The sequence below is a fragment of the Pseudomonas taiwanensis genome (assembly GCF_013393345.1).
GTDB classification, from domain to species: Bacteria; Pseudomonadota; Gammaproteobacteria; order Pseudomonadales; family Pseudomonadaceae; genus Metapseudomonas; species Metapseudomonas resinovorans_C.
The window spans coordinates 23,451-46,010 of record NZ_QJRF01000075.1 but is presented as its reverse complement, the minus strand read 5'-3'; the positions used below and the strand labels follow the sequence as shown (position 1 = coordinate 46,010).

Here is a 22,560-nt window from a genome sequence, read left to right as displayed (position 1 = left end):
CTGCGACCTGCTAAGCGAATGAATTCGCCCCCACAAGAAAAGCCGGAATTCCAATCTCAGAGCCAACCCCGATCGGCTAACATTCGCGCTTCGCAGTCTCGGAAACCTCCATGTCCGACTTCCACCACGCCCGACTCGACTGGGACGACCAGGGCCAACCGCTGTCGCGGGAGTTCGACGATGTCTACTTCTCCCCGACATCGGGCATCGACGAAACCCATCATGTATTCATCAATGGCAACGACCTGACCCGACGTTTCGGCGAATTGCCGGCCGGCGGGCGCTTCTGCATTGGCGAAACCGGTTTCGGTACCGGGCTGAACTTCCTCTGCGCCTGGCAATTGTTCGTGCAACACGCACCGGCCGACGCCCGGCTGCATTTCGTCAGCGTGGAAAAATTCCCCCTCTCCCGCGACGACATCCAGCGCGCCCTGGCCCTCTGGCCGCAACTGGCGCCGCTCACCGCCGAGTTCATCGGCCAGTACGTGGCCGTGCACCCCGGCTTCCAGCGTTTCAGCCTGGACAATGGCCGGGTGGTGCTGACCCTGCTGGTGGGGGATGCCATGGACTGCCTGCCGGAGCTGGACGCCCGTATCGACGCCTGGTTCCTCGACGGTTTCGCCCCGGCGAAGAACCCGGAAATGTGGAGCCCCACCCTCTTCGCCCAACTGGCGCGACTGTCCGGCCCCGGCACCACGCTCGCCACCTTCACCTCCGCGGGTTTTGTGCGCCGTGCATTGAAGGAGGCGGGCTTCGCCATCAAGCGCACGCCGGGCTTTGGCAAGAAATGGGAGATGAGCCAGGGCCACTTCGAGGGGCAGGCCTGCCTCGATGCCAGCAAACCCTGGTTCGCCCGTCCGCGCTTCGTGCCGGAGCGCCGTGAAGCCCTGGTGGTTGGCGCGGGGCTCGCCGGCTGCGCCAGTGCCGCCAGCCTGGCAGCCCGTGGTTGGCAGGTGACCCTTCTGGAGCGTCATGACGCCCCCGCCCGTGAGGCTTCTGGAAATCCACAAGGGGTGCTCTACCTCAAGCTTTCTGCCCATGGCACGCCCCTTTCCCGGCTGATCCTCAGCGGCTTCGGACATACCCGCCGGCTGCTGCAGCGGCTGGAGCAAGGCCGCGACTGGCAGGCCTGCGGCGTGCTGCAGCTGGCCTTCGACGACAAGGAAGCACAGCGCCAGGCCAAGCTGGCCGAGGCCTTCCCTGCCGACCTGCTGCACAGCCTCGACCGCAGCGAGGCCGAAGCCCTGTCGGGCGTCGCACTGCCCGCGGGCGGCCTGTTCTATCCCGACGCCGGCTGGGTCCACCCGCCGGCCCTGTGCCAACTGCTGGCCGGGCATCCGAACATCCACCTGGTCAGCCACGCCGAAGCGCTGGAGCTGCGCCAGGAAGCGGGTCGCTGGCACGCCCGCGCCGGCGACGTCACCCTGGCCTCAGCGCCCGTTGTGGTGCTGGCCGGTGCCGCCGAGGTGCTGCGTTTTCCCCAAGCCTCTGGCCTCGCACTCAAGCGCATCCGTGGGCAGATCAGCCGCCTGCCGGCCACCGCCGAGAGCGCGGGCCTGGGCACAGTGCTCTGTGCCGAAGGCTATGTGGCGCCGCCACGCGATGGCGAACACACCCTGGGCGCCAGCTTCGACTTCCACAGCACGGACATCACGCCGACCGCTGCGGAACATGCCGGCAACCTGGAGTTGTTGGACGAAATCTCCCCCGACCTCGGCCGCCGCCTGCGCGTCGCTGAACTGGAACCCGCGCGCCTCGAAGGCCGCGCCGCATTCCGCTGTACTACGCCCGACTACCTGCCCATCGTCGGCCCCTTGGCCGATGCCCAAGCCTTCGCCGAAACCTACGCGGTGCTGGCCAAGGACGCGCGCCAGGTGCCGGATGTGGCAGCACCGTGGCTCGACGGCCTCTATGTGAACAGTGCCCACGGCTCGCGCGGCCTGATCACCGCGCCGCTATCGGGTGAACTGCTGGCCGCCTGGCTGGATGACGAACCGTTGCCGGTGCCCCGCGCGGTAGCTGAGGCCTGCCATCCCAACCGTTTTGCCCTGCGCCGCCTGATTCGCGGCAGGAGCGCCTGAACATGGATCTGCTCCTGATCGAAGCCCTGGTGATCGGCGGTGTGCTCGGCCTGTTGCTGGGCCTGACTGGTGCCGGCGGATCGCTGGTGGCCTTGCCCCTGCTCCTCAGTCTGCACTTGCCGCTGCGCGATGCCATCGGCGTGAGCCTGGGCGCGGTCGCCCTGTCCGCCGCTATTGGTGCCATTCCCCGCGCCCGCCAAGGGATGGTGGCCTGGCGTCCGGTACTGTTGCTGGCCATCAGCGGGCTGCCCGGCAATGCCGTCGGCCAGTGGGTGGGCCGCTTCATTCCGGAAACGGTGCTGATCCTCGGTTTCTGCCTTCTGGTGCTCTGGTCCGCATGGCGCATGTGGCGCGGTGCGGCACTGCCGAAGAGCGCTACCGGCCCGTTGCGAAGCACGCCGCTGGTAATGATCGGTGCTGGCGTCGGCCTGCTGTCCGGGGTGATGGGCGTCGGTGGCGGGTTCCTCGTCGTACCGGCGCTGCTCTGGTACACACCGTTGTCGATGCTGGCTGCCACGGCCACTTCGATGGCGGTGATTGCGCTGGTTTCCGGCGGCGGTTTCCTTCTATATCTCACCGGTGCCCAGCCACCCATGGCCCTGCTCGGCGGTCTGGCGGCCGGCGGTGCCGTCGGCGTGCTCTGGGGTAACCAGTTGGCCACGCGCCTGCGCGGCGCCACCCTGCAACGGCTGTTCGCCCTGATGCTGGTGGCCGTGAGCCTGTCCCTGGCAGCACAGAAACTCTTCACCTGAGAACCGTCCATGATCGGCGCGTATCCCGCTTGAGGTCATGGACAGGTTTTGAGGTCGCTGTTTCATAACCAAACGGTATAAAACTCACAGAAGTGCACAGGGGTCGGACCCTTAGTGCCTGCTGCAAAAGGCGGCACGAACTCCCCAACGGCAACACCGGTAAGGACTTATGTGCGGCATTTCTGGAGAACTTCGTTTCGACAAACAACCGGCCGACCTGGCTGCCCTCGACAGGATCACCCACCACCTCGCACCCCGCGGCCCAGACGCCTGGGGCCTGCACAGCCAGGGCCCGATCGCCCTGGGCCATCGACGCCTGAAGATCATGGACCTGGCCGAAGCCTCCGGGCAGCCCATGCTGGACCCCGAACTGGGCCTGGCCATGGTGTTCAACGGCGCCATCTACAACTACCCCGAACTGCGCAAGGAACTGCTGGCCCTGGGTTACCGTTTCCATTCCGACGGTGACACCGAGGTGCTGCTCAAGGCCTGGCACGCCTGGGGCAAGGACATGCTGCCGAGGCTCAACGGCATGTTCGCGCTGGCCATCTGGGAACGGGACCGGCAGCGCCTGTTCCTCGCCCGCGACCGCCTCGGCATCAAACCGCTGTACCTCTCGCGCACGGATCAACGCCTGCGCTTCGCCTCCAGCCTGCCGGCCCTGCTCAAGGGCGGCGACCTGGACACCGGGCTGGACCCACAAGCGCTGAACTTCTACCTCAACTTCCACGCCGTGGTGCCCGCGCCCCGCACCCTGGTCAAGGGTGTGGAGAAACTGCCGCCGGCCAGCTGGATGCAGATCGACGCGGACGGCAATTGCAGCCAGGGCATCTGGTGGCAACTGGAATACGGCGCGCACGAGGACGAACAGGGCCTTGGCATGGACGACTGGCGCGACCGCCTGCTGGCCAGCCTGCGTGATGCCGTATCGATCCGCCAACGCGCCGCTCGCGAGGTGGGCGTGCTGCTTTCCGGCGGGGTGGACTCCAGCCTGCTGGTGGGCCTGCTGGCCGAGACCGGCGTGGAGCAACTGGCGACCTTCTCCATCGGCTTCGAGGATGCCGGCGGCGAGCGCGGCGACGAGTTCGAGTACTCCGACCTGATCGCCCGCCACTACGGCACCCGCCACCAGCAACTGCGGATCGACGAGCGCGAGGTACTGGAACAACTCCCGGCGGCCTTCACGGCCATGAGCGAACCCATGGTCAGCCATGACTGCATCGCCTTCTATCTGCTCTCCCGCGAAGTGTCGAAGCACTGCAAGGTGGTGCAGAGCGGCCAGGGAGCGGACGAACTGTTCGGCGGCTACCACTGGTATCCGCCCCTGGCCGATACCCGTGACCCGTTCAACAGTTACCGTGCGGCCTTCTTCGATCGCGCCCACCCCGAATACCAGGCCACGGTGCAATCGGCCTGGCTCACCGAGGACCTGGCCGGCGACTTCGTGCGCCAGCACTTCGAGCAGCCCGGCGCCCTCGACTCCGTGGACAAGGCCCTGCGCCTGGACAGCACGGTGATGCTGGTGGACGACCCGGTGAAGCGGGTGGACAACATGACGATGGCCTGGGGGCTGGAAGCGCGCGTGCCCTTCCTCGACTACCGGGTGGCGGAACTCTCGGCGCGCATCCCCTCCCGCTTCAAGCTCGGCGATGGCGGCAAGGCGGTACTCAAGGCCGCTGCGCGCAAGGTCATTCCCCATGAAGTGATCGACCGACCCAAGGGCTATTTCCCGGTGCCTGGCCTCAAGCACCTGGAAGGCCGGACCCGCGACTGGATACGTGAACTGCTGCTGGACCCGAGCCAGGACCGCGGCCTGTTCCAGCCGGCGATGCTCGAGCGGCTGCTCGCCAGCCCCACGGAAGACATCACCCCGCTGCGAGGTTCGAAGTTGTGGCAGATGGCCGCTCTCAATCTCTGGCTCAACCAACAGGGACTCTGAATCGATGAAAGCCCATACCCTGCACAGCCAGCGCCTCCTGCGTGGCCAGGCGCCCTCCTACCAGCGCCTCCAGGCCCAGTTTGCCGAGGGCCACCAGGCGCCTCACGAGGAACCGCAGATACTCCACTGCGGCTGGGGTCGCCTGCTGCTCGGCCACACCTTCCCTGACCCGTCCAGCCTGGCCCGCGAGTTGCTCGCCGAGCAGCCCGGCGAGCGCGATATCGCCCTCTACGTCGCCGCGCCCCAGCAAGTGCTGGCCCAGGCACCCCAGCAACTGTTCCTCGACCCGTCCGACACCTTGCGCCTCTGGTTCCCCGATTACCGCCCGGCGCGCCGGGGCTTCCGGGGATTCCGCATCCGCCGCGCCCAGAGCGAAGCCGACTGGCAGGCGGTCAACCAGCTCTACCGCTGCCGCGGCATGCTGCCGGTGGACCAGGACGCCATCACCCCTCGCCACCTCGGCGGGCCGGTCTACTGGATGGCCGAGGACGAGCGCGACAACCAGGTGATCGGCGCCGTCATGGGCCTGAATCACCGCAAGGCCTTCCACGACCCGGAAGGCGGCTCCAGCCTCTGGTGCCTGGCGGTGGACCCGCAGTGCAGCCGCCCCGGTGTCGGCGAGGCCCTGGTACGCCATCTGGTGGAACATTTCATGAGCCGCGAGCTCAACTACCTCGACCTGTCGGTACTGCACGACAACCGCCAGGCCAAGGCGCTCTACGCCAAGCTCGGCTTCCGCGAGCTGGCCACCTTCGCCGTGAAGCGCAAGAACAGCATCAACCAGACCCTGTTCATCGGCCCCGGCCCGGAGGAGAAGCTCAATCCCTACGCGCGCATCATCGTCAACGAGGCCCTGCGCCGCGGCATCGAAGTGCAGGTGGACGATGCCGAGGGCGGACTGTTCACCCTCAACCACGGTGGCCGGCGCATCCGTTGCCGTGAATCCCTCTGTGACCTCACCAGCGCCGTGAGCATGACCCTCTGCCAGGACAAGCAACTCACCCACCGCGCACTGGCCCGCGTGGGGATCAGGCAGCCGTTCCAGTGCCTGGCCAGCAGCGACGAGGCGAATGCCGCCTTCCTGGCCGAACACGGCAGCCTCGTCGTCAAGCCGGTGAACGGTGAGCAGGGCCATGGCGTGGCGGTCGACCTGCGAACCCTGGACGAAGTGAAGACCGCCATCGCCACCGCCGAACATTTCGACAGCCGCGTGCTGCTGGAAAGCTGCCACGAAGGCTCCGACCTGCGCGTGGTGGTGATCAACTACGAAATCGTGGCCGCCGCCATCCGCCGCCCCGCCGAGGTCATGGGCGACGGCCAGCAAACGCTGCGCCTGCTGATCGAGCACCAGAGCCGGAGACGCCAGGCCGCCACCCAAGGCGAAAGCCGTATCCCGATGGACGCCGAAACCGAGCGCACCCTGCGCGCGGCGGGCTACACCTATGACGATGTCCTGCCCGCGGGCACCCGCCTGGTCGTGCGCCGCACCGCCAACCTGCACACCGGCGGCACCCTGGAGGACGTCACCGCGACCCTGCATCCGGCCCTGGCCGAAGCCTCGATCCTTGCCGCACGCACGCTGGAAATCCCGATGGTCGGCCTGGACCTGCTGGTGTCTTCCGCCGACCAGCCGGACTACGTGCTGATCGAAGCCAATGAGCGGGCCGGCCTGGCCAACCACCAGCCGCAGCCCGTGGCGGAGCGTTTCATCGACCTGCTGTTCCCGCTGACGCGAGCGCCCTCGGCCTGAAACCTGTGGGAGCGAATTCATTCGCGAATGAATTCGCTCCCACGATCAGTCTGAACGACCCGCGCACCACAGGAGATGTCATGAGCAAGAGACTCCCCGAACCCGACCTCGCCTACCTGCAACAGGTACTGCTGGAAATGCTCGCCATTCCCAGCCCCACAGGATTCACCGACACCATCGTGCGCTACGTGGCCGAGCGCCTCGACGAAATCGGCATTCCCTATGAACTGACCCGGCGCGGCACCATCCGCGCCACGCTCAAGGGCCGCCAGAACAGCCCGGACCGCGCCGTGTCGGCGCACCTCGACACCATTGGCGCCATCGTCCGCGAGATCAAGGACAACGGCCGACTCGCCCTGGCCCCCATTGGCTGCTGGTCCAGCCGCTTCGCCGAAGGCAGCCGCGTGAGCCTGTTCTGCGACAGCCGCGTGTTGCGCGGCAGCGTCTTGCCCTTGCTGGCATCAGGGCACGCGTTCAACACCCAGGTGGACAGCCTGCCCATCAGTTGGGACCACATCGAACTGCGCCTGGATGCCTACAGCGCTACTCGGGCCGACTGCGAAAGCCTGGGTGTTTCGATCGGCGATTTCGTCGCCTTCGACCCCTTGCCGGAATTCACCGAGAGCGGCCATATCAGTGCCCGCCACCTGGACGACAAGGCCGGCGTCGCCGCCCTGCTCACCGCCCTCAAGGGCATCGCCGAAGCACGGCTGGTGCCACCCATCGATTGTCATCCGCTGTTCACCATCACCGAGGAGATCGGTTCCGGTTCCGCTGCGGCGCTGCCGTGGGACGTCAGCGAATTCGTCGGTATCGACATCGCGCCGGTCGCCCCCGGCCAGCATTCCAGTGAACACGCGGTCAGCGTGGCCCTGCAGGATTCCGGTGGCCCGTACGATTTCCACCTTTCCCGGCACCTGTTGAAGCTCGGCGACGAGCATTCCATCCCGCTGCGCCGCGACCTGTTCCGCTACTACCACAGCGATGCGCAATCGGCGGTCACCGCCGGCCATGACATCCGCACCGCCCTGCTGGCCTTCGGTTGCGACGCGACCCACGGCTACGAGCGCACCCATATCGACAGCCTGGAGGCCCTGACCCGGCTGCTCGGCGCCTACCTGATGAGCCCGCCGGTGTTCGCCAGCGATGCGGTGACCAGCCAGCAGTCCCTCGAACCCTTCAGCCACCAGTTGGAACACGACGCGCAGATGGAGAGCGAGACGCGCGTCCCGACCGTGGAAAGTCTTGTGGGAAAGGGTGACACCGGCCCTTGAAGGGCGATCCCGCCAGGAGCAAAGTGCCACCCATGCTCATTACGAAGGCTGCCCGAATGCGATGAGGCCAGGTCGAACATCGGTTTCTGCCTGGTTTCCCCGCCCCTCGACTACCTTTCGTAGAGAGACAAAGGACGAATAACAACGCGGGTGGTTACCCATGCTTCACCTCTCAGGCTGTGTGAAAACTGTCGCACTCGGTCTGGCCTTGCTCCTGTTCCTGGTCTGCCGGCCCGCCTCCGCATTGGAGGCCGTGCCCCTCGATCAGGATCAGCTACGCCTTTCCCTCGGCCACTGGGTCGGCTATCTCGAAGACCCGAGGGGCGAACTCGACCTGGAACAGGTCCGCAATCTCCCCGACCCGGCCTTCCAGCAGGTGCGTGGCGAGCAGGTCAACCTCGGCAAGAATGGTTCGGTCTGGTGGTTCAAAGTGCACCTGGACAACCGCCGCCCCCATGCGCTGGACGGCTACCTGGAAGCCAACTACCCGTTGCTGGACAACCTCCGCCTCTACTACCTCACGCCCAGTGGCCAGGTACAGGCGCAGGAGACCGGTGACCATTTCGCCTTCTCCCAGCGTCCGGTCCAGGTGCGCAACTTCTGGTTCCCCCTGCACGTCGAACCCGGGCAGAGCACGCTGATCCTGCGGGTGGAAAGCACCAGCACCATTTTCGTACCGCTGGTATTCAGCACCTTCAATGCCAGCGCCGCGGCCCAGGAGAACCTCATGGGGTTCAACGGGGCCTTCTATGGCGTCCTTTTCGCCATGTTCTTCTACAACCTGTTCCTCTACCTGTCGCTGCGGGAGCCGGCCTACCTCTGGTATCTCGCCTACAACCTCAACGTCGGCCTGCTCGCCGCCTGCTTCGACGGCATGCTGTTCAAGCTGCTGCCCGACCACGTCGTGCTGCAATCGGTGGCGATCTACATCTTCATGTACCTGCACTGCCTGACGGCGCTGCAGTTCAGCCGTCACTTCCTTCACACCGGCCTGCACTTCCCGCGCCTCGACAAGGTGCTGCAAGGGCTGATGATCGCGACCCTGGTGGCGCTGCTGAGCGCGCCGCTCATCGGCCTGCAGAACTGGAACATCCTCGCCAGCCTCACCGTCTCGGCCATCTCCGCCTTCCTGCTGCTCACCGGCCTGTATGTCTGGCGCAAGGGCCTGCGCTACGGCTCCTACTACACCCTGGCCTGGGGCGTGCTGCTGTTCGCCTTCATCCAGATCACCACCGGCTCCCTCGGCGTCGAAGTGCTCGGGCTGTTCGGCGCCACGGTGGTGAAGATCGGCGTCACCATCGAGCTGATCACCCTGTCCATCGGTCTCGCCGACCGCATCAACACGCTCAAGGAGGAAGGCTACCGCTCCCGCCAGGCCGCCGAGCAGGCGGACTTCGAGAACCAGGCCAAGAGCCGTTTCCTGGCCACCATGAGCCATGAAATCCGCACCCCGCTCAATGGCGTGCTGGGCATGCTGCAACTGCTCAAGGAAACCCCGCTGGATCGCAGCCAGCGCTTCTATGTCGACACCATTTCCAGCTCAGGCACCGCGCTGATGGCGGTGATCAACGACATACTCGACTTCGCCCGGATCGAATCCGGCAAGTTGGAGCTGGAGCACATCGAATTCGACCTGGAAGACCTGGTTTCGGAGACCCTCGGGCTGTTCACCGCCCAGGCCATGGACAAGCGCCTGGGCCTGCACCTGAGCCTGGACGCCGGCGTGCCTCGGCGCGTCCTCGGCGACCCGACTCGGCTCAAGCAGGTGTTGATGAACCTGCTGGGCAACGCCCTCAAATTCACCGCCGAGGGCCATGTCGCCCTTCACCTTTCCCTCCGCCGCAAAGCCGATGGCCATTCGCGCCTGGTGTTCAACGTCAGTGACAGCGGCATCGGCATCCGCCCCGAAGCCCTGACCCAGCTGTTCGTTTCCTTTGCCCAGGGCGACTCCAGCACGACCCGTCGCTTTGGCGGCAGCGGCCTGGGCCTGGCCATCAGCAAGGAGCTGGTGGAAATGATGGGTGGCCACATCGAAGTCCAGAGCACGCTCCACGTGGGCACCCGCTTCAGCTTCGACATTCCGTTGCAGCCCGGCGAGTTCAGGACCGACGAGCTGAACCAGCTGCTGGATGGCCGTACCGCCCTGATCGCCTGCCAGGACGCCCTCGGCCTGGATGCCCTGGGGCGCCTGCTCGGGCGCTGGGGCATGCGCTGCGAACGTTGCCAGGACCCGGAAAGGCTGCTCCAGCATCTGGAGGACTTCGCCGTACCGCCCCTGCTCGTGTTGCAAGCGCCCTGGCCCGGCGACCCGGAACGCTGGATGGATCGGCTGCGTTCCCATCTGGAACAGGGCCAGCGAATCATGCTGATCTGCCCGCCGGAGTACTGCCAGAACCTGCCTACGGGCACCGGCCTGCGGCTCCGGGCGGTGGCCCAACCGCTGACCCTGGCGCAGTTGCGCGACACCCTGCAGGAGCTGTACCGCGAGCGGCGCCTGGAAGAACGAACCCAGCAGCAGGATGAGCGTCGCCGGGTGAGTGCAACGCCCTGCATCCTGGTAGCCGAAGACAATCCGGTGAACCAGATGGTGGTGCAGGGTTTCCTCAAGAAGCGCGGTTATCTGGTGCGCACCGTCGCCAATGGCGTGGCGGCGGTGGACGAGTACCAGCGCGACCCGGAAGGTATCCAGTTGATCCTGATGGACTGCGAAATGCCGGAAATGGACGGTTTCGAGGCCACCCGGCAGATCCGCAAGCTGGAACGCGCCCGCAACTGGCTGCCGGTGCCCATCGTCGCCCTGACCGCGCATATCCTGGAAGAACATCGCCAGGCCGGTGCCGACGCCGGTATGGACGACTTTCTCGGCAAACCCCTGGACAGCGCGCTGCTGTTCGCCACCCTCGAACGTTTCATCCAGCGCCAGAGCGTGGATGGATGACGGCGTCTGGCGGCGGCGTTAGCATTCCGCCCCCGCCGGAGATACCCCGATGCTCATTCCCTTTGACCTGCTCGAAGCCGACACCCTGACCCGCCTGATCGAGGACTTCGTCACCCGCGAAGGCACCGACAATGGCGACGACACCCCGCTGGAAACCCGCGTCGAGCGTGTGCGCAAGGCGCTGAAGAAAGGCGAGGCGGTCATCGTCTACGACCCCGACAGCCAGCTCTGCCAGCTGATGCTCAAGCTGGACGTGCCCAAGGAGTGGCTGGAGGAGTAACGCTTGATGCTGTGGGGGCGATTTCAATGTTCGTAGAACGTGTGTAGGAGCGAGCTTGCTCGCGAACAGCCTGGGCGGGATCCTTTCGCGAGCAAGCTCGCTCCTACAGTAAATACGACTTCAACCTGCCAATCGGAGCATTTCGATCGCCCCCACAGGAATGCATTCACTCCGGTTGATCACAACTTCGCCGCCTGCACGGCTGCACCTAACGGCAAGCTGCGTTCCACCAGGCCCATCCGCGTCACTTCCACCTTCAGCTTGCCTTCGCCCAGCAAGTAATCCACCAGGCGCTGCGGGAATGGCCAATAGTTCAGCTCTGCAGTCAGGGTGACGGGAGCCACCGCATCCGCCGGCACCACGAAGGAGAATTCGCGGACGTCGTAGCCCTTGGGCAGGATGCGGTTGTCCGAGAGGATCTGCGTGGCGTTCCAGACCTCGATGTCCAGCTCCTTGCCATCCTTGTCGCCCAGGTGAACCTTGAAGTTGCGCGTGTCGGGCTCGGTGGCGCCGTCGCGAACCGCACCCAGCCGATAGAACTCGTGACCTGCTGCGTCCACGGCACGGAAGTCGATCCAGACTTCGCGGCCTTCGGGGAAACCGGTGGGCAACTTGTGTCCTGCCCCGACATTGGCAACCTTCACCCGCACCGAAACCTCCTGCCCCGGCACCAGTTGCTCAGGCACCGACTCGAAACTGATCTCGGCCGCCTTGGCCAGGTACTCGCGGGCGCGCTGCGCCGCCTCTTTCTGGCCCAGGTACTCCAGCACCGCTGCGTTGGCGCCGGTGAACCAGTGGGAAGCGACGTCCGCGCGCTCCGGCCCCATGATCGCCGCCTTGCCGGCGAAGCCCGGCATATGGCAGCTCTGGCAGGTCTGGCCGTTGAAGCTGTAGGGACTTTCGAGCCATTCGTCATAGGTCCGCTCGACGGCCACCGTGCTGAACGGATGGGTGACGTTGTGGCAGGTGGCGCAGAAGTCGGAACGGGTGTGCAGGTCGGAATAAACGGTGTCGTGATAGGGCGACGTGGCGTCGCTGCGGGGGCCGAACTTGGTCGGTTTGCCGTGGGCGCGCGGACTGAGGACGTAGGCACCGTTATCCAGGCCGGTGCGGGCGCTGATGTTGTGGCAGGTCTCGCAGTCCACGCCGGGCATGGGGTTGTGCTCGGCGGTGAATTCCACGGATGCGCGATTGACCGTCGAGTTGATCTGACCCGTGGTGAGGCCGATGGGGGTATGGCAGCCAGTGCAGAAGTTATCCACACGTCCTTCGGTGGCCTCGCTGGCGTGTCGCAGCAGCGCCCGGTAGATGGGTTCCTCCCAGGCATGGGCCATCATCGATGAACGCCATTGTCGGTAGATCTCGTCATGGCACGCGCCGCAGACCTGCGCATCATCGAAGTCGCCTGCACTGAGCACGGTATTGTTCGGCGTGTTGGCCCGATGTGGAAAGAACGGCATCCCCTGCTTGTCTTCCAGCAACCGTGAGCGTGCCGGCTCCAGCCACTTGTCGTTGGGCCCGGGGGTTTCAGCGACAGCGACGAACGTGGCCAGCAATGCGAGCGTGACGCAGACCGCCAGCGGAAAAAGCGGAGTTCCACGCCGCGCATGGGGCGCTGACGTGAACGACTTCTTTGTCAGATAGCCCATTGCGCTGCCTCGCTTGCACCTGATCCATCAAAAGAGCGCGCGAAATCAGCAGAATCACGGCAATAGCCGTCTCTTTCAGCAAACTTCTGCCGGATTTCAATCTGTCCCCGCATCTGGGGGCGTAAGTCAGTAGTAGATGGGACGCAGGGCAGCGTCAAAGGACCGGCAATAGCCAGGCTCACTCGTTCAAGCTAGCTATCCGATTGATTTGTATGAGGAGCTCTGTATCTGGACATGAATGCAGGAGGCGATGAAGTGGCGATTATTCAGTACCAGCGACCGGTCGGTGAGTCCTGAACGGCGGGCACAAAAAAGGCCGCCACGGGGCGACCCAAAACAAAGCAGAGCACCAATAAGCTCTGAGGTCAGAGTGTAGAAGCTCTGCTACGAAAAGATGACAGAACACAGAAAAACGACCGGCATTTCGTCGGCAAAATCGCCGAACCCTGGTTAAACCGCTCTAGTTCGCGGGATAGCTGTGCACGACCCCGAAGCAGGTCGATCCTGCCCGTCGCCCTGCCGCCCCTCAGGGACTTCCGATAAGAAATTTCGCACAGAGCATGGGCCTTGAGCGCCTACAGCCGCCGTGGCTAAAGTCCCCGGCCATCGCGGTTGGAACCGCGACCGGGAGTCGCAACCCGAACTTCACGCAGGCCACGTCCCACCTCACGCGCAAGCGCCAATGGTGGGCCGTGCAGGGAAGGCCTAGGCCTTGCCGGGTTTTCCTCGCGTAACCGGTTTGCGACCCCTGCACGGCCCGCCGCCCTTGAATGAGTCGTGACACCAGGGTCGGCACCTCTACCACGCGAGGAAGCAAGGATATGCACACCCCACACGCAATGCAGACAGACACCCGCACGCCTGCCCATCTCCCTTCCCGGCGACTGCCCAGCACCAGCTTCACGCCGCTCCTGCCACAATCCCAGCCTTACGAAGACGTCCTGTTCATCAACGGGCGGGCACCTTCCGCGCACCTGTTCGAAGCCGCCAACCAACGCATGAGCGCCCTCGGCGACCTGCTGCGGATCATCGAATCCGGTAGCCGCACTAGCGCCCTCGCCCAGGAAACGGCACGACTGGCCTCCGCCCTCGGACTGCTCCTGGCAGATGCCCAGGCCCTCCACGAAGCCGCCTTCCAGCGTGTGCGGGAAGAACAGCGTCGGCCGGGCGAATCGTCTGCCTGATCCACCGAACAGACACACTGAAAAGGTCGGCCCACTTCAACAAAGCGTCGAACCGCATCAAAAATCATCACGCGCCCTTCCCTAGACTTGGCCTGCTCGCACTCCCATCCGGGGCACTGCGGGCGGGACCACCAACAACAAGAAGGAAGGTGCACATGAACGTTTACCGAAATGGATTGGCGTTGGCGTTTTCCTGGGTGCTGGCCATTGGAGCCGCGCACGCATCCGGGCCTATTCAGGTGCAGAACAGCTTCGACTCCATGGGGCCGGCGATGCAGAGTTGGGTCGATGGCACGGGCAAGACGCTCCACTACCTGGATGAGGGCCCGCGCGATGGCCTGCCCGTGGTGCTGGTCGGCGGTAATGGCACCAGTGGACGGGTGCTTGCCCTCACCGACTTCCTGCGCAGCTTGCGCGAGCAGTTGGACTTGCGCTTCATCACGCTGGAACGCAATGGCTTCGGTCAGACCGCGTTCGACCCCGCAGGCAATTACCAGTCATACGCCGAAGAGGTAGCCGCCCTGCTCGATCACCTGAACGTGAGCCGCTTCTCCCTGGTGGCGATCTCCGGCGGCGGTCCCTACGTGGCGCAGATCGCCTCCAGCCTGGCGTCTCGCGTGCGCTCGGTGCACATGGCCGCAGCCTTCTCGCAGACCGAAGGTGTGATGGCGACTCCCGCCCGCTGCGCCCTGAGTGATCAGCAGGTAGCCGAAGCCTATCTCGCCGGCCACTACGACGTGCCCTCGGTCTGGTGGGACCTGGGACCGAACACGGCGGTGAACCGCATCCATGGATTCCTCGACGAAGCGGCTGATGAAGGTGCGCGGTTCTACTACGCCAAAGGCTCGAAGGGCTTCAACATGGCGCCCCTGACCCATGAACTCCGCCTGTACTGCGACCAGCCGGTAGCGGACCTTTCCGCCGTCTATGCCCCGGTGTTCCTGTATTACGGACTCGCCGATGCGACGGTGACCCCGGCACACGCGGAGTTCTGGAAAAGCCGCTTCCCCAATGTAGCCGCCGAACGTCTCTATCCCGGAGAAGGCCACGACGTGCAGTACCGGCACTGGGGCCAGATCCTCACTGACCTGGCCTATCAGGGACAACGCATCCTCGTCTGCAGCAAGGGCCGTTCCCAACTGGTGGATTCCGATCAGGCCCCACGCCTGTTGCAGCGCGGCGCCAGCCTCGACATCTGTGCCTGGCAACAACCGGCCGGCCACTCGACCCAGCAGCCCTGACCGCTAACCAGGCTAAAGCCAGTACTCCCAGACGCGCCCGATACGTTCGCTGACGCGGGCGCGGATGGGACGACGCTTCCAGGAATCCAGGGTCAGCTCCTGTGAACCTTTCACGTCTTCCAGGAAGGCCTTGCGCATGCGCTCGCCGAAATCCGCCCCCAGCACCACCACGTTGACTTCCTGGTTGTGCAAGAAGCTGCGCCAGTCCAGGTTGGTGGAGCCCACTGTCGACCAGACACCATCGATCACCCCCGCCTTCACGTGCAGCAGGGCGTCCTTGCGCTCGTAAAGGCGTATGCCTGACTCCAGCAGCTCCTTGTAGTAGGCCCGCCCGGCATGGAACACCAGCCAGGAGTCGGTGCTGCTGGGCACCACCAGGCGCACGTCGACGCCACGGTTCACCGCGGCCTTGAGGGCGTCGAGCAACTGTGGGTCCGGCACGAAGTAGGCGCTGGTGAGCCAGATCTCGCTCTGCGCGCTGTGCAAGGCGGAGATGAGGGTGGCGTAGATCTGGCTGTAGGGTTCATCCGGCGAACTGCCGATGGCGCGCACCACTTCCTTGCCTGACGGCTGGATGGGCGGGAAGTAGTGTCTGGGTGCCAGAGTGCCGCCTTTCTGCCCGTCCCAGGTGGCAATGAAGAGTTTCTGCAGGTCGGCGACAACCGGGCCTTCGATGCGCAGGTCGGTGTCACGCCAGGGCAGGTCACCGCTCGGTGGCGGTTCGGTACCGGAGCCGAAGGAACCGCCGGAATACACGCCACTGATGTTGATGCCGCCGAGGATGGCGATGCGCCCATCGACAATGAGCAACTTGCGGTGGTCTCGCTGGTTCAGTTCCCAGCCTGCCTTGGCGGTCATGGGATTGACCGGGTTGAACTCCACCAGGCGAATGCCGGCCTGGCGAAACTGGTCGAAGAACTCCGGCGAAGTGCCCAGGCTGCCGACACTGTCGTAGATGAGATTGACCTGCACGCCACTGCGCTGCTTGGCGATCAGCTTGTCGGCGAAGCGCTGCCCCACCTCATCACCTTCGAGAATGTAGGTCTCCATGTTGATGTGGTCACGAGCGCCTTCTATGGCCTCGAACATGGATGCATAGGTGTCCGGCCCATCCTGCAACAACTCCACTTTGTTGCCGGCGGTAAGCGGGCTGCCCACCAGGGTTTCTTCGATCGCCAGGTGCAGATCGAAGATATTGGTCTCCATCCCTGACGCTTTGAGCCGTTCCAGAACGGCCTTGCTGCGGGCCTCGGAAAGCGGGCCATGGGCACCGTCGACCTGCACTTGCGTCTCTGGCGAGTGGACCATGTCGGGATTGATACGGGGCAGTGACGTGCACGCCAGGAGGAGCGATGAAAGCACCACCAGGACAAACGCCACTGTCCCTGATGACGGCAATTTCATTCAGCATCCTCCACCTGAATGACGTCGTTACGCGAAGACGCGCAACGACTGTTTTCCGGACGATCCTGAGCGATTCGACAGTGCCTGCAGGGAAAAGGTTGGCACAATCTGCGTCGCGGGAATCACACCTGGACGCAGTTGTCCGGAACGAAACGCAGTAGCGCTTCAGGTGTAGGCAAGTCGTCAGGCAGGTAGCGTTCGGCATACCGCAGGCAGGCCCCGGAACGCAGCAGCAGGCTGAACAGGTCAGGGTCGAGATGGCCCTGCTCGCACATGCTTCGCATGATCGCCAGGGCCTGCTCCAGGGTCTTGCTCGGCTTGTAGGGGCGGTCCCTGGCGGTGAGCGCCTCGAGCACATCGGCAATGGCCAGCATCCGCGCCTGGGGACTGAGCCGGCCGGCTTTCAGTCCACGGGGATAACCCTTGCCATCCATGCGTTCATGGTGGCCGCCGGCGATCTCCGGCACCTGTGCCAGCAACCCGGGAAACGGCAGGGCCGAGAGCATGCGAATGGTCTGGACCACATGCTCATTGATCTTGTAGCGCTCCTCCTCGGTGAGGGTGCCACGTCCGATGGACAGGTTCTTCAGTTCACCCAGGTCATAGAGCAGCGCCGGCTGGTGCATGTGCACGCCCCAGGAATTGTCGGGAGTCAGGCGTTCCTCCACGGGGCGCGGTACGCGATGTTCTGGCCGATCGGCCAGCAGCGGCTCCAGCACCGGCAGGGCTTGCACCGGTTCGCTCTCCTTGCGCAGGCGCGCCTCGCCGGAAATGCCCAGTCGGTCGTCGAGGGTCCGCAACCAGTTGCCCTCGGCGATTCGCCGCAGGCGCGCCAGGCGCTCTTCGCTCATGTAGCCACCCAGATTGCACTCGGCAACGAAGGCGAAATCGTCGTCCAGCTCACGCCAACGGGCATCGCGCCGGGCACGTGCGGCCTCTGAGTCGGCCCCCGACACCAGGGCTTCCAGACGGGCGATCTCGGCATCACGCTTGAGCACCTCGAAGCGCATGCGGATTTCGTGAATGCGATCGTAGAGGGTTTCCAGCTTGGTGGACTTGTCGACCACATACTCGGGCGTGGTGATCTTGCCGCAATCATGCAACCAGGCAGCGATATGCATGGCCTCGTGGTCCGCAGCCGTCATGCCGAAGCCCGCAAACGGGCCCGTCCGCTCCGCACAGGCCGCCTCGGCGAGCAACCGCGCCAGCTCCGGCACGCGGGCGCAGTGGCCGGCCGTGTAAGGGCTCTTGGCATCCACGGCGGTGGCGATCAGTCGGATCAACGAATCGAACATCGCCTTTCGCTGATCCAGCAGACCCCGGGTTTCCAGAGCGACGGCAGCGAATCCGGAGAGGGCCTCGATGAAGCGCACCTGGGACGCGCCCGGCTGCACGTCCCGAAACAGGACCAGCACGCCCACCGCTTCATCGTGGCGACTGAACAGCGGCACACTGAAGCTGGCACAGGGAGGCAAGCCGAAGCGGGCACTGGATGCTGCGTTTGCCGGCTCGGTCTGGGTCTGGCGGGTTTCCAGCGCGCGCTCGGCAGCGAACACCCCATCGCACAGGCCCAAACCCTGCTCCACCTGGCTTGCGCCCCAGAGCCCACCCACAGCTTCCAGGCGCCCCTCTTCGCCGACATGGATCAGCAAGAGCGCCCCACGGGCTTGGGCAGCTTCAACAGTCACCTGCAACAGATTGGGCAACAGGCGCTGGAAATCCGGTTCGACGCTCAATCGCTTCAGAGCATCGATGAAGCTCCCCATGGCATCGCGGTTCTGCCGCAGCGTCGTGCCCAGTTCGCGGACCTCATGGATTCGGCTATCGACTCCCAGCTCCACATCGAACTCGAAATAGCGGACCCGTGCCGACTGCTGCGCCAGCAGTTTGATGGGCCGGCTGATGAGCCCCGCCAGCCAGTACGCCAAGGCACCGGTAAGCAGCAGCGCCACCAGGGTGACCCACAGGGCGCGGTCCCGCAGGACATGCGCTTCCTGCATCATTTCGTCGAGGGGAATCGCCGTGCCCATGAACAGCGATAACGCCTCCTCTACCGGCAGGCGCTGCAGGTAGAACTGCCAGGTGCGCCCCTCCACCTCCTGGCGCACCGCCACCAGCTCGCCATCGCCTGCACCATCGGCCGCCGGCTCCATCCTCGACAAAAAGTCGATCGCCGGATCGCTCATTTCCTCCATCAGCAGCAGGTCTTCCCTGGCTTCCGGCCCGTGATCGAGATTGTCGCCAGCCAGCACCCTGCCCCTGCCGTCGAAGATCAGCATGTGCGCACCCGGGGTATGGAGCTTGCGTCGCAGCCAGCCATCCAGGGCGCTGTGGCGCAAGTCGGCGCCGACCACCTGCCCGTTGCTGGTGACCCGCGCCACCGACGAGCCGATCATGCGGGTCTCGAAGAAGCGGTAGGGCGGCGTACGCACCAGTTCACCCTTTTCCTTCGCGAGGATGTACCAGGGTCGCTGCCGCGGGTCGTAGTCCGTGGTCGCAGTTTTCTTTCGCTGTCCTATCGGACGCAGCAGGCCATCGAGGAATTGATAGTGGGCCACGCCGCCAGTTGCATGTGGCTCGACGCTCTGCAGCAGGAAGCGCGCACCGATCGGCGCCTCGAACAGGCGCAAATCGTAGGTATCCTCGAGCTTGCGCAACTGGAAGTACTCGCCCTGGTCGTTCCCCATGTACACGGCCACGGCGATTGGCGAATTGCGCAGGGCCTCGGCCATCTCCGGCAATGCCGCGACGCGGCTTTGGTAATCGCCACCGTTGAGTCCGGGAGTCAGGGCCAGGAGCTGCACGCTGTTACGAATGGGGCCGAGCAAGCGGTCGAGCTCGGCACCGGCCTCCTGGGCCGAGCTGCGCGCCTGCCGTTCAGCGCGCTCGGCGATCAGCTCCGTACTGAGTTCGTACAGCAGCCACGCGATGACCAGGCCGACGCCACAGGTCATCGCCATCATGAAGAGCACGAGATAGAAGCGGAGCGGCCAGGCGCGTTTCATCAAACCCTTCCCTGGTGGGGGCGCTGTCCGCAAATACTGGCACGCGACTGCGCATCCCGCGAATCGCGGCCCGGCCGTCCATCAGCTTTGCGAGAAGCGCGGCCCCAGCAGGATGATGGTTGCGCCCATTACGCAGAGCGCGGCCCCCAGCCAATCGCTTGCCAGCGGCCGGGTGCGCTCGACGACGCCGAGCCAGAGCAGCGAGGCGACGATGTAGATACCGCCGTAAGCCGCATAGGCGCGGCCTGCGTAGGCGGCTTCCACACGGGTCAGGAGCAGGGCGAAGAGGGTCAGGCTGAACAGGCCGGGCACGACCCACCAGGCGCTCTTGCCCATTCGCAGCCAGAGCCAGAAGGCATAGCAGCCCCCGATCTCGAAGAGCGCGGCGAGGAAGAACCAGAGGTAGTTGAGCATCGATGTTTTCCCTGCAAGGTGGAGCCCGACCGCTCCGGTGTCAGCCGTGCACGCCGCCTTCACGTTCCCAGGCGCAACGCACGCGCAGGTTGTCTTCCTGGGGACTGTGGAAGCCCTGCTCGCTTTCCCAGCGGAAGGTGTGGATGCCGTTGAGCTCGGTTTCCAGATGAACCACCGCACTGCTCCAATAGAGCTGCTTGAGTAGCCCTTCGAACGCCTTCACCCAGAGGCTCCACTCGTATTCAACCGCCGGGTAGCTGGCGCCGAAATGGATCACCTGGGTGCGGAAGAGCCCTTCGCCGGGGTGTTCGCAGCAGGAGAACATCTCGCGACCGAGGAACGGCCAGGCCTCCCCGCTGGGCAGGTTGTCGAGCACTCGACGGTTGGTCTCGCGGCGCAGGCGGTGTTCCTGATCGTCGAGCGACGGCCAGTCGCGGATGCAACCATAGACGATGGATTCGGACTCCACGCGGGCACTCCAGTAAAACAGTGGCAGCCTTCTAACACAGGACTGCCACGGGAGAAAGGAATTGCGTCGAAGTCTTCAGGCCGGCCTGCGACCGAGCAACCAGGCCAATGCGCACATCACCAGGGCAAGCCCGGTGATGACCATGAAAGGCAGCTGGTAACTCCCCGCCAGATCACGGCCAAAACCAGCCAGGACCGGCGCGAAACTGGCCATCCCGTAGCCGGCGAACAGCATCATCGCTGTCCAGCGGCTCACCGCCAGCGGCGTGTGCGCTTCATAGAGCGGCAGCACCAGGGACAATGCGAACGAACCGCTGAGGCCCAGCCCCAGGAAACCCGCCCAGACTTCGGGCAGCAGCGTCGGCTGGAAGCAGATCATCCCCAGGCAGACCGTACTGACCAGGCCACAGACCAGCAGCAACTGGTAGCGGTTGTCGAAGCGCTGGGCCAGCCAGGGCAGGACGAAAGCGCTGGGCAATCCCACCAGCATGAACAGGCTGAACAGACTGTTGCTGCGCAGCAGGCTGAGGCCAGCCTCGTGGTAGCGCGCCACCAGCCAGGTGGTCAGGGCATAGAACAGGCCGGCCTGGAGCGCGAAGAAAGCGGTGATCAGCCAGGCTCGCGGTTCGCCCCAGGGCAGTCCACCCTGCCCCGCTTCGCTGGCGCTCTCGGCGCGATTCGGCACCATCAGCCAGAGCAACAGTGCGCCAAGTGCTGGCACGGCCCAGAAGGCCAGCCCGAGATGCCATTGGTCCCCCAGCAATTGGGTAACCGGCGGCGTCAGCACCGCGCCGGCAGCGCCGCCAATCGTCATGCTCAGGGAGTACCAGGCCACCACCCGGCCGACCTGGTCATGGAAATGGCGCTTGATGAAACCGGACAGCAGCGGGCCAGCGACGGCGATACCGGCTCCCATCACCACGGCACTGCCGATCAGCACGCTGCTGGCATGGCTGCCCAGGCGGGCCAGCAAGGCAACGCCGATCAGGCCAAGGCAAACGGTGATCACCCGCTCCAGGCCGTAACGCACCGCCAGCCGCGGCGCCAGGGGCGCGAGCAAGCCCATGCAAAGCACCGGCAGGGCGGTGGTCAGGCTGATCAGACTGCGACTGAGCGCCAGCTCATCGGCGATGCGTTCGATCAAGGGGGCGAGGGAAGTGATACCGGGCCGCAAGTTGATAGCGGCCAGTACCAGCGCCAGCATCAGCAGCGCACGGGAAAGGGGTTTCACGATGGAACCATCCGGGTTGGCGGGCAGGCCGGGGGAGCAACCCTACTCCCCCGATCCGCCGCCGGGCAACCCCGAACGCAGCGAAAGCTGACCGAGTGGACAGCCAGTTACTCAGCCATTGTGGTGCTTGGCGCGCATCTTCGCTGCCATGCTGGCCATCTCGTCGTAGAGCGCCTGCGGATTCTTCTGCTTCACGGCCCAGGCCATGCGGCCCTGCTCGTGGGGCAGGATCATGAAGGTGCCGGCGTTGACTTCCTGGAAGATGTAGTCGGCGATGTCGGCGGCACTGATCGGCGAGCTTTCCAGCAGCTTGCCCACCTGCTGCTTCATGGTCGGGGTCGGGCCACGGAAGGAATCCAGCAGGTTGGTCTGGAAGAACGACGGGCAGACCACATGCACGCCGACGCCCTCTTCCTTCAGCTCGATCAGCAGGCTCTCGGACAGAGCCACCACGCCCGCCTTGGCGACGTTGTAGTTGCTCATCGCCGGGCCTTGCATCAGCGCGGCCATGGAGGCGACGTTGACGATCCGTCCCTTGCTCTTCTGCAGCAGCGGCAGGAAGGCCTTGCAGCCCTTGACCACGCCCATCAGGTTGATCGCGATCTGCCAGTCCCAGTCTTCCAGGGACAGCTCCTCGAAGAAGCCGCCCGAGGCGACGCCGGCGTTGTTGACGATGATGTCGATGCCGCCCAGCTTCTCTTCGCAGGCCTGGGCGAAGGCGGTGAGCTGGCTGTAGTCGCGAACGTCGCAGCGTTGGGTAAATCCATCGCCACCGGCTTCGCGGACCAGCTTGAGGGTTTCGGCCAGGCCGCTTTCGTTGACGTCGGACAGGGCCAGCTTCCAGCCCTCGCGCGCCCAGCGCAGGGCGATTTCGCGACCGAGCCCGGAACCGGCGCCGGTGATCATGATGCGGTTATGCATGGTGAGGTGCCTTTCTGCTTGTGCGGTAG

At 64.9% G+C, this 22,560-nt stretch carries 16 protein-coding genes; 9 read left to right on the top strand and 7 right to left on the bottom strand.

The features are described 5' to 3' along the window. The first annotated feature begins 110 nt into the window (after positions 1-110). From mnmC to DM872_RS26740, 7 genes are all read left to right on the top strand, one after another. The gene (mnmC, locus tag DM872_RS26770) at positions 111-2,081 is read left to right on the top strand and encodes a bifunctional tRNA (5-methylaminomethyl-2-thiouridine)(34)-methyltransferase MnmD/FAD-dependent 5-carboxymethylaminomethyl-2-thiouridine(34) oxidoreductase MnmC (protein ID WP_179062237.1); all 1,971 of its coding nucleotides are present in this window, start codon (positions 111-113) and stop codon (positions 2,079-2,081) included. A 2-nt stretch (positions 2,082-2,083) separates the two neighbouring features. Continuing rightward, entirely contained in the window at positions 2,084-2,833 is a 750-nt protein-coding gene (locus tag DM872_RS26765; protein ID WP_179062236.1) for a sulfite exporter TauE/SafE family protein, read from the top strand. Positions 2,834-3,002: 169 nt separating this feature from the next. Further along, positions 3,003-4,772 carry an N-acetylglutaminylglutamine amidotransferase gene (locus DM872_RS26760; RefSeq protein WP_179062235.1) on the top strand — a complete coding sequence of 590 codons (1,770 nt, stop codon included), beginning with the start codon at positions 3,003-3,005 and terminating at the stop codon, positions 4,770-4,772. Positions 4,773-4,776: 4 nt separating this feature from the next. Further along, the gene (gene ngg, locus DM872_RS26755; RefSeq protein WP_179062234.1) at positions 4,777-6,522 is read left to right on the top strand and encodes an N-acetylglutaminylglutamine synthetase; all 1,746 of its coding nucleotides are present in this window, start codon (positions 4,777-4,779) and stop codon (positions 6,520-6,522) included. A gap of 80 nt (positions 6,523-6,602) precedes the next feature. After that, positions 6,603-7,796, top strand: a complete 1,194-nt coding sequence (locus DM872_RS26750) for an osmoprotectant NAGGN system M42 family peptidase (protein WP_179062233.1) — start codon at positions 6,603-6,605, stop codon at positions 7,794-7,796. A 160-nt stretch (positions 7,797-7,956) separates the two neighbouring features. Further along, on the top strand, positions 7,957-10,734 hold the full coding sequence (locus DM872_RS26745) for a hybrid sensor histidine kinase/response regulator (protein WP_179062232.1): 2,778 nt from the start codon (positions 7,957-7,959) through the stop codon (positions 10,732-10,734). Positions 10,735-10,783: 49 nt separating this feature from the next. Then, a complete protein-coding gene (locus tag DM872_RS26740; protein ID WP_179062231.1) occupies positions 10,784-11,014 on the top strand; it encodes a YheU family protein in 231 nt (76 codons plus the stop codon). A 179-nt stretch (positions 11,015-11,193) separates the two neighbouring features. Here DM872_RS26740 and DM872_RS26735 read toward each other — a convergent pair whose 3' ends face one another. Then, positions 11,194-12,663 carry a multiheme c-type cytochrome gene (locus DM872_RS26735; RefSeq protein ID WP_256873488.1) on the bottom strand — a complete coding sequence of 490 codons (1,470 nt, stop codon included), beginning with the start codon at positions 12,661-12,663 and terminating at the stop codon, positions 11,194-11,196. Between the two features lie 821 nt (positions 12,664-13,484). On the opposite strand from DM872_RS26735, the gene DM872_RS26730 reads away from it, so the two are divergent. Together DM872_RS26730 and DM872_RS26725 are read left to right on the top strand one after the other, a co-directional pair. After that, positions 13,485-13,847 (top strand): hypothetical protein, encoded by a 363-nt coding sequence (locus DM872_RS26730; protein WP_256873487.1) that lies wholly within the window; start codon positions 13,485-13,487, stop codon positions 13,845-13,847. A 155-nt stretch (positions 13,848-14,002) separates the two neighbouring features. Next, positions 14,003-15,088: an alpha/beta fold hydrolase gene (locus DM872_RS26725; protein WP_218649655.1), complete on the top strand. Its 1,086-nt coding sequence runs from the start codon at positions 14,003-14,005 to the stop codon at positions 15,086-15,088. Between the two features lie 12 nt (positions 15,089-15,100). Here DM872_RS26725 and cls read toward each other — a convergent pair whose 3' ends face one another. The 6 genes from cls to DM872_RS26695 all read right to left on the bottom strand — a co-directional run bounded on the left by cls (position 15,101) and on the right by DM872_RS26695 (position 22,531). Next, complete coding sequence (gene cls / locus DM872_RS26720; protein ID WP_179062230.1) at positions 15,101-16,492, bottom strand: cardiolipin synthase; 1,392 nt, start codon at positions 16,490-16,492, stop codon at positions 15,101-15,103. A gap of 122 nt (positions 16,493-16,614) precedes the next feature. Further along, positions 16,615-19,497 (bottom strand): HD domain-containing phosphohydrolase, encoded by a 2,883-nt coding sequence (locus DM872_RS26715; RefSeq protein ID WP_179062229.1) that lies wholly within the window; start codon positions 19,495-19,497, stop codon positions 16,615-16,617. Between the two features lie 81 nt (positions 19,498-19,578). Beyond that, a complete protein-coding gene (locus DM872_RS26710; RefSeq protein ID WP_179062228.1) occupies positions 19,579-19,911 on the bottom strand; it encodes a YnfA family protein in 333 nt (110 codons plus the stop codon). A 40-nt stretch (positions 19,912-19,951) separates the two neighbouring features. Further along, on the bottom strand, positions 19,952-20,380 hold the full coding sequence (locus tag DM872_RS26705; protein ID WP_077523917.1) for a hypothetical protein: 429 nt from the start codon (positions 20,378-20,380) through the stop codon (positions 19,952-19,954). Positions 20,381-20,455: 75 nt separating this feature from the next. Further along, a complete protein-coding gene (locus tag DM872_RS26700; protein WP_179062227.1) occupies positions 20,456-21,610 on the bottom strand; it encodes an MFS transporter in 1,155 nt (384 codons plus the stop codon). Positions 21,611-21,721: 111 nt separating this feature from the next. Beyond that, positions 21,722-22,531, bottom strand: coding sequence for an SDR family oxidoreductase (locus DM872_RS26695; RefSeq protein ID WP_179062226.1), 810 nt, complete (start codon positions 22,529-22,531; stop codon positions 21,722-21,724). Positions 22,532-22,560 lie beyond the last annotated feature (29 nt).

Coding starts and splice junctions, on each gene's coding strand:
- mnmC (WP_179062237.1), top strand. CDS start 111: ATGTCCGACTTCCACCACGCCCGACTCGACTGGGACGACCAGGGCCAA.
- DM872_RS26765 (WP_179062236.1), top strand. CDS start 2,084: ATGGATCTGCTCCTGATCGAAGCCCTGGTGATCGGCGGTGTGCTCGGC.
- DM872_RS26760 (WP_179062235.1), top strand. CDS start 3,003: ATGTGCGGCATTTCTGGAGAACTTCGTTTCGACAAACAACCGGCCGAC.
- ngg (WP_179062234.1), top strand. CDS start 4,777: ATGAAAGCCCATACCCTGCACAGCCAGCGCCTCCTGCGTGGCCAGGCG.
- DM872_RS26750 (WP_179062233.1), top strand. CDS start 6,603: ATGAGCAAGAGACTCCCCGAACCCGACCTCGCCTACCTGCAACAGGTA.
- DM872_RS26745 (WP_179062232.1), top strand. CDS start 7,957: ATGCTTCACCTCTCAGGCTGTGTGAAAACTGTCGCACTCGGTCTGGCC.
- DM872_RS26740 (WP_179062231.1), top strand. CDS start 10,784: ATGCTCATTCCCTTTGACCTGCTCGAAGCCGACACCCTGACCCGCCTG.
- DM872_RS26735 (WP_256873488.1), bottom strand. CDS start 12,663: ATGGGCTATCTGACAAAGAAGTCGTTCACGTCAGCGCCCCATGCGCGG.
- DM872_RS26730 (WP_256873487.1), top strand. CDS start 13,485: ATGCACACCCCACACGCAATGCAGACAGACACCCGCACGCCTGCCCAT.
- DM872_RS26725 (WP_218649655.1), top strand. CDS start 14,003: ATGAACGTTTACCGAAATGGATTGGCGTTGGCGTTTTCCTGGGTGCTG.
- cls (WP_179062230.1), bottom strand. CDS start 16,492: ATGAAATTGCCGTCATCAGGGACAGTGGCGTTTGTCCTGGTGGTGCTT.
- DM872_RS26715 (WP_179062229.1), bottom strand. CDS start 19,497: ATGAAACGCGCCTGGCCGCTCCGCTTCTATCTCGTGCTCTTCATGATG.
- DM872_RS26710 (WP_179062228.1), bottom strand. CDS start 19,911: ATGCTCAACTACCTCTGGTTCTTCCTCGCCGCGCTCTTCGAGATCGGG.
- DM872_RS26695 (WP_179062226.1), bottom strand. CDS start 22,531: ATGCATAACCGCATCATGATCACCGGCGCCGGTTCCGGGCTCGGTCGC.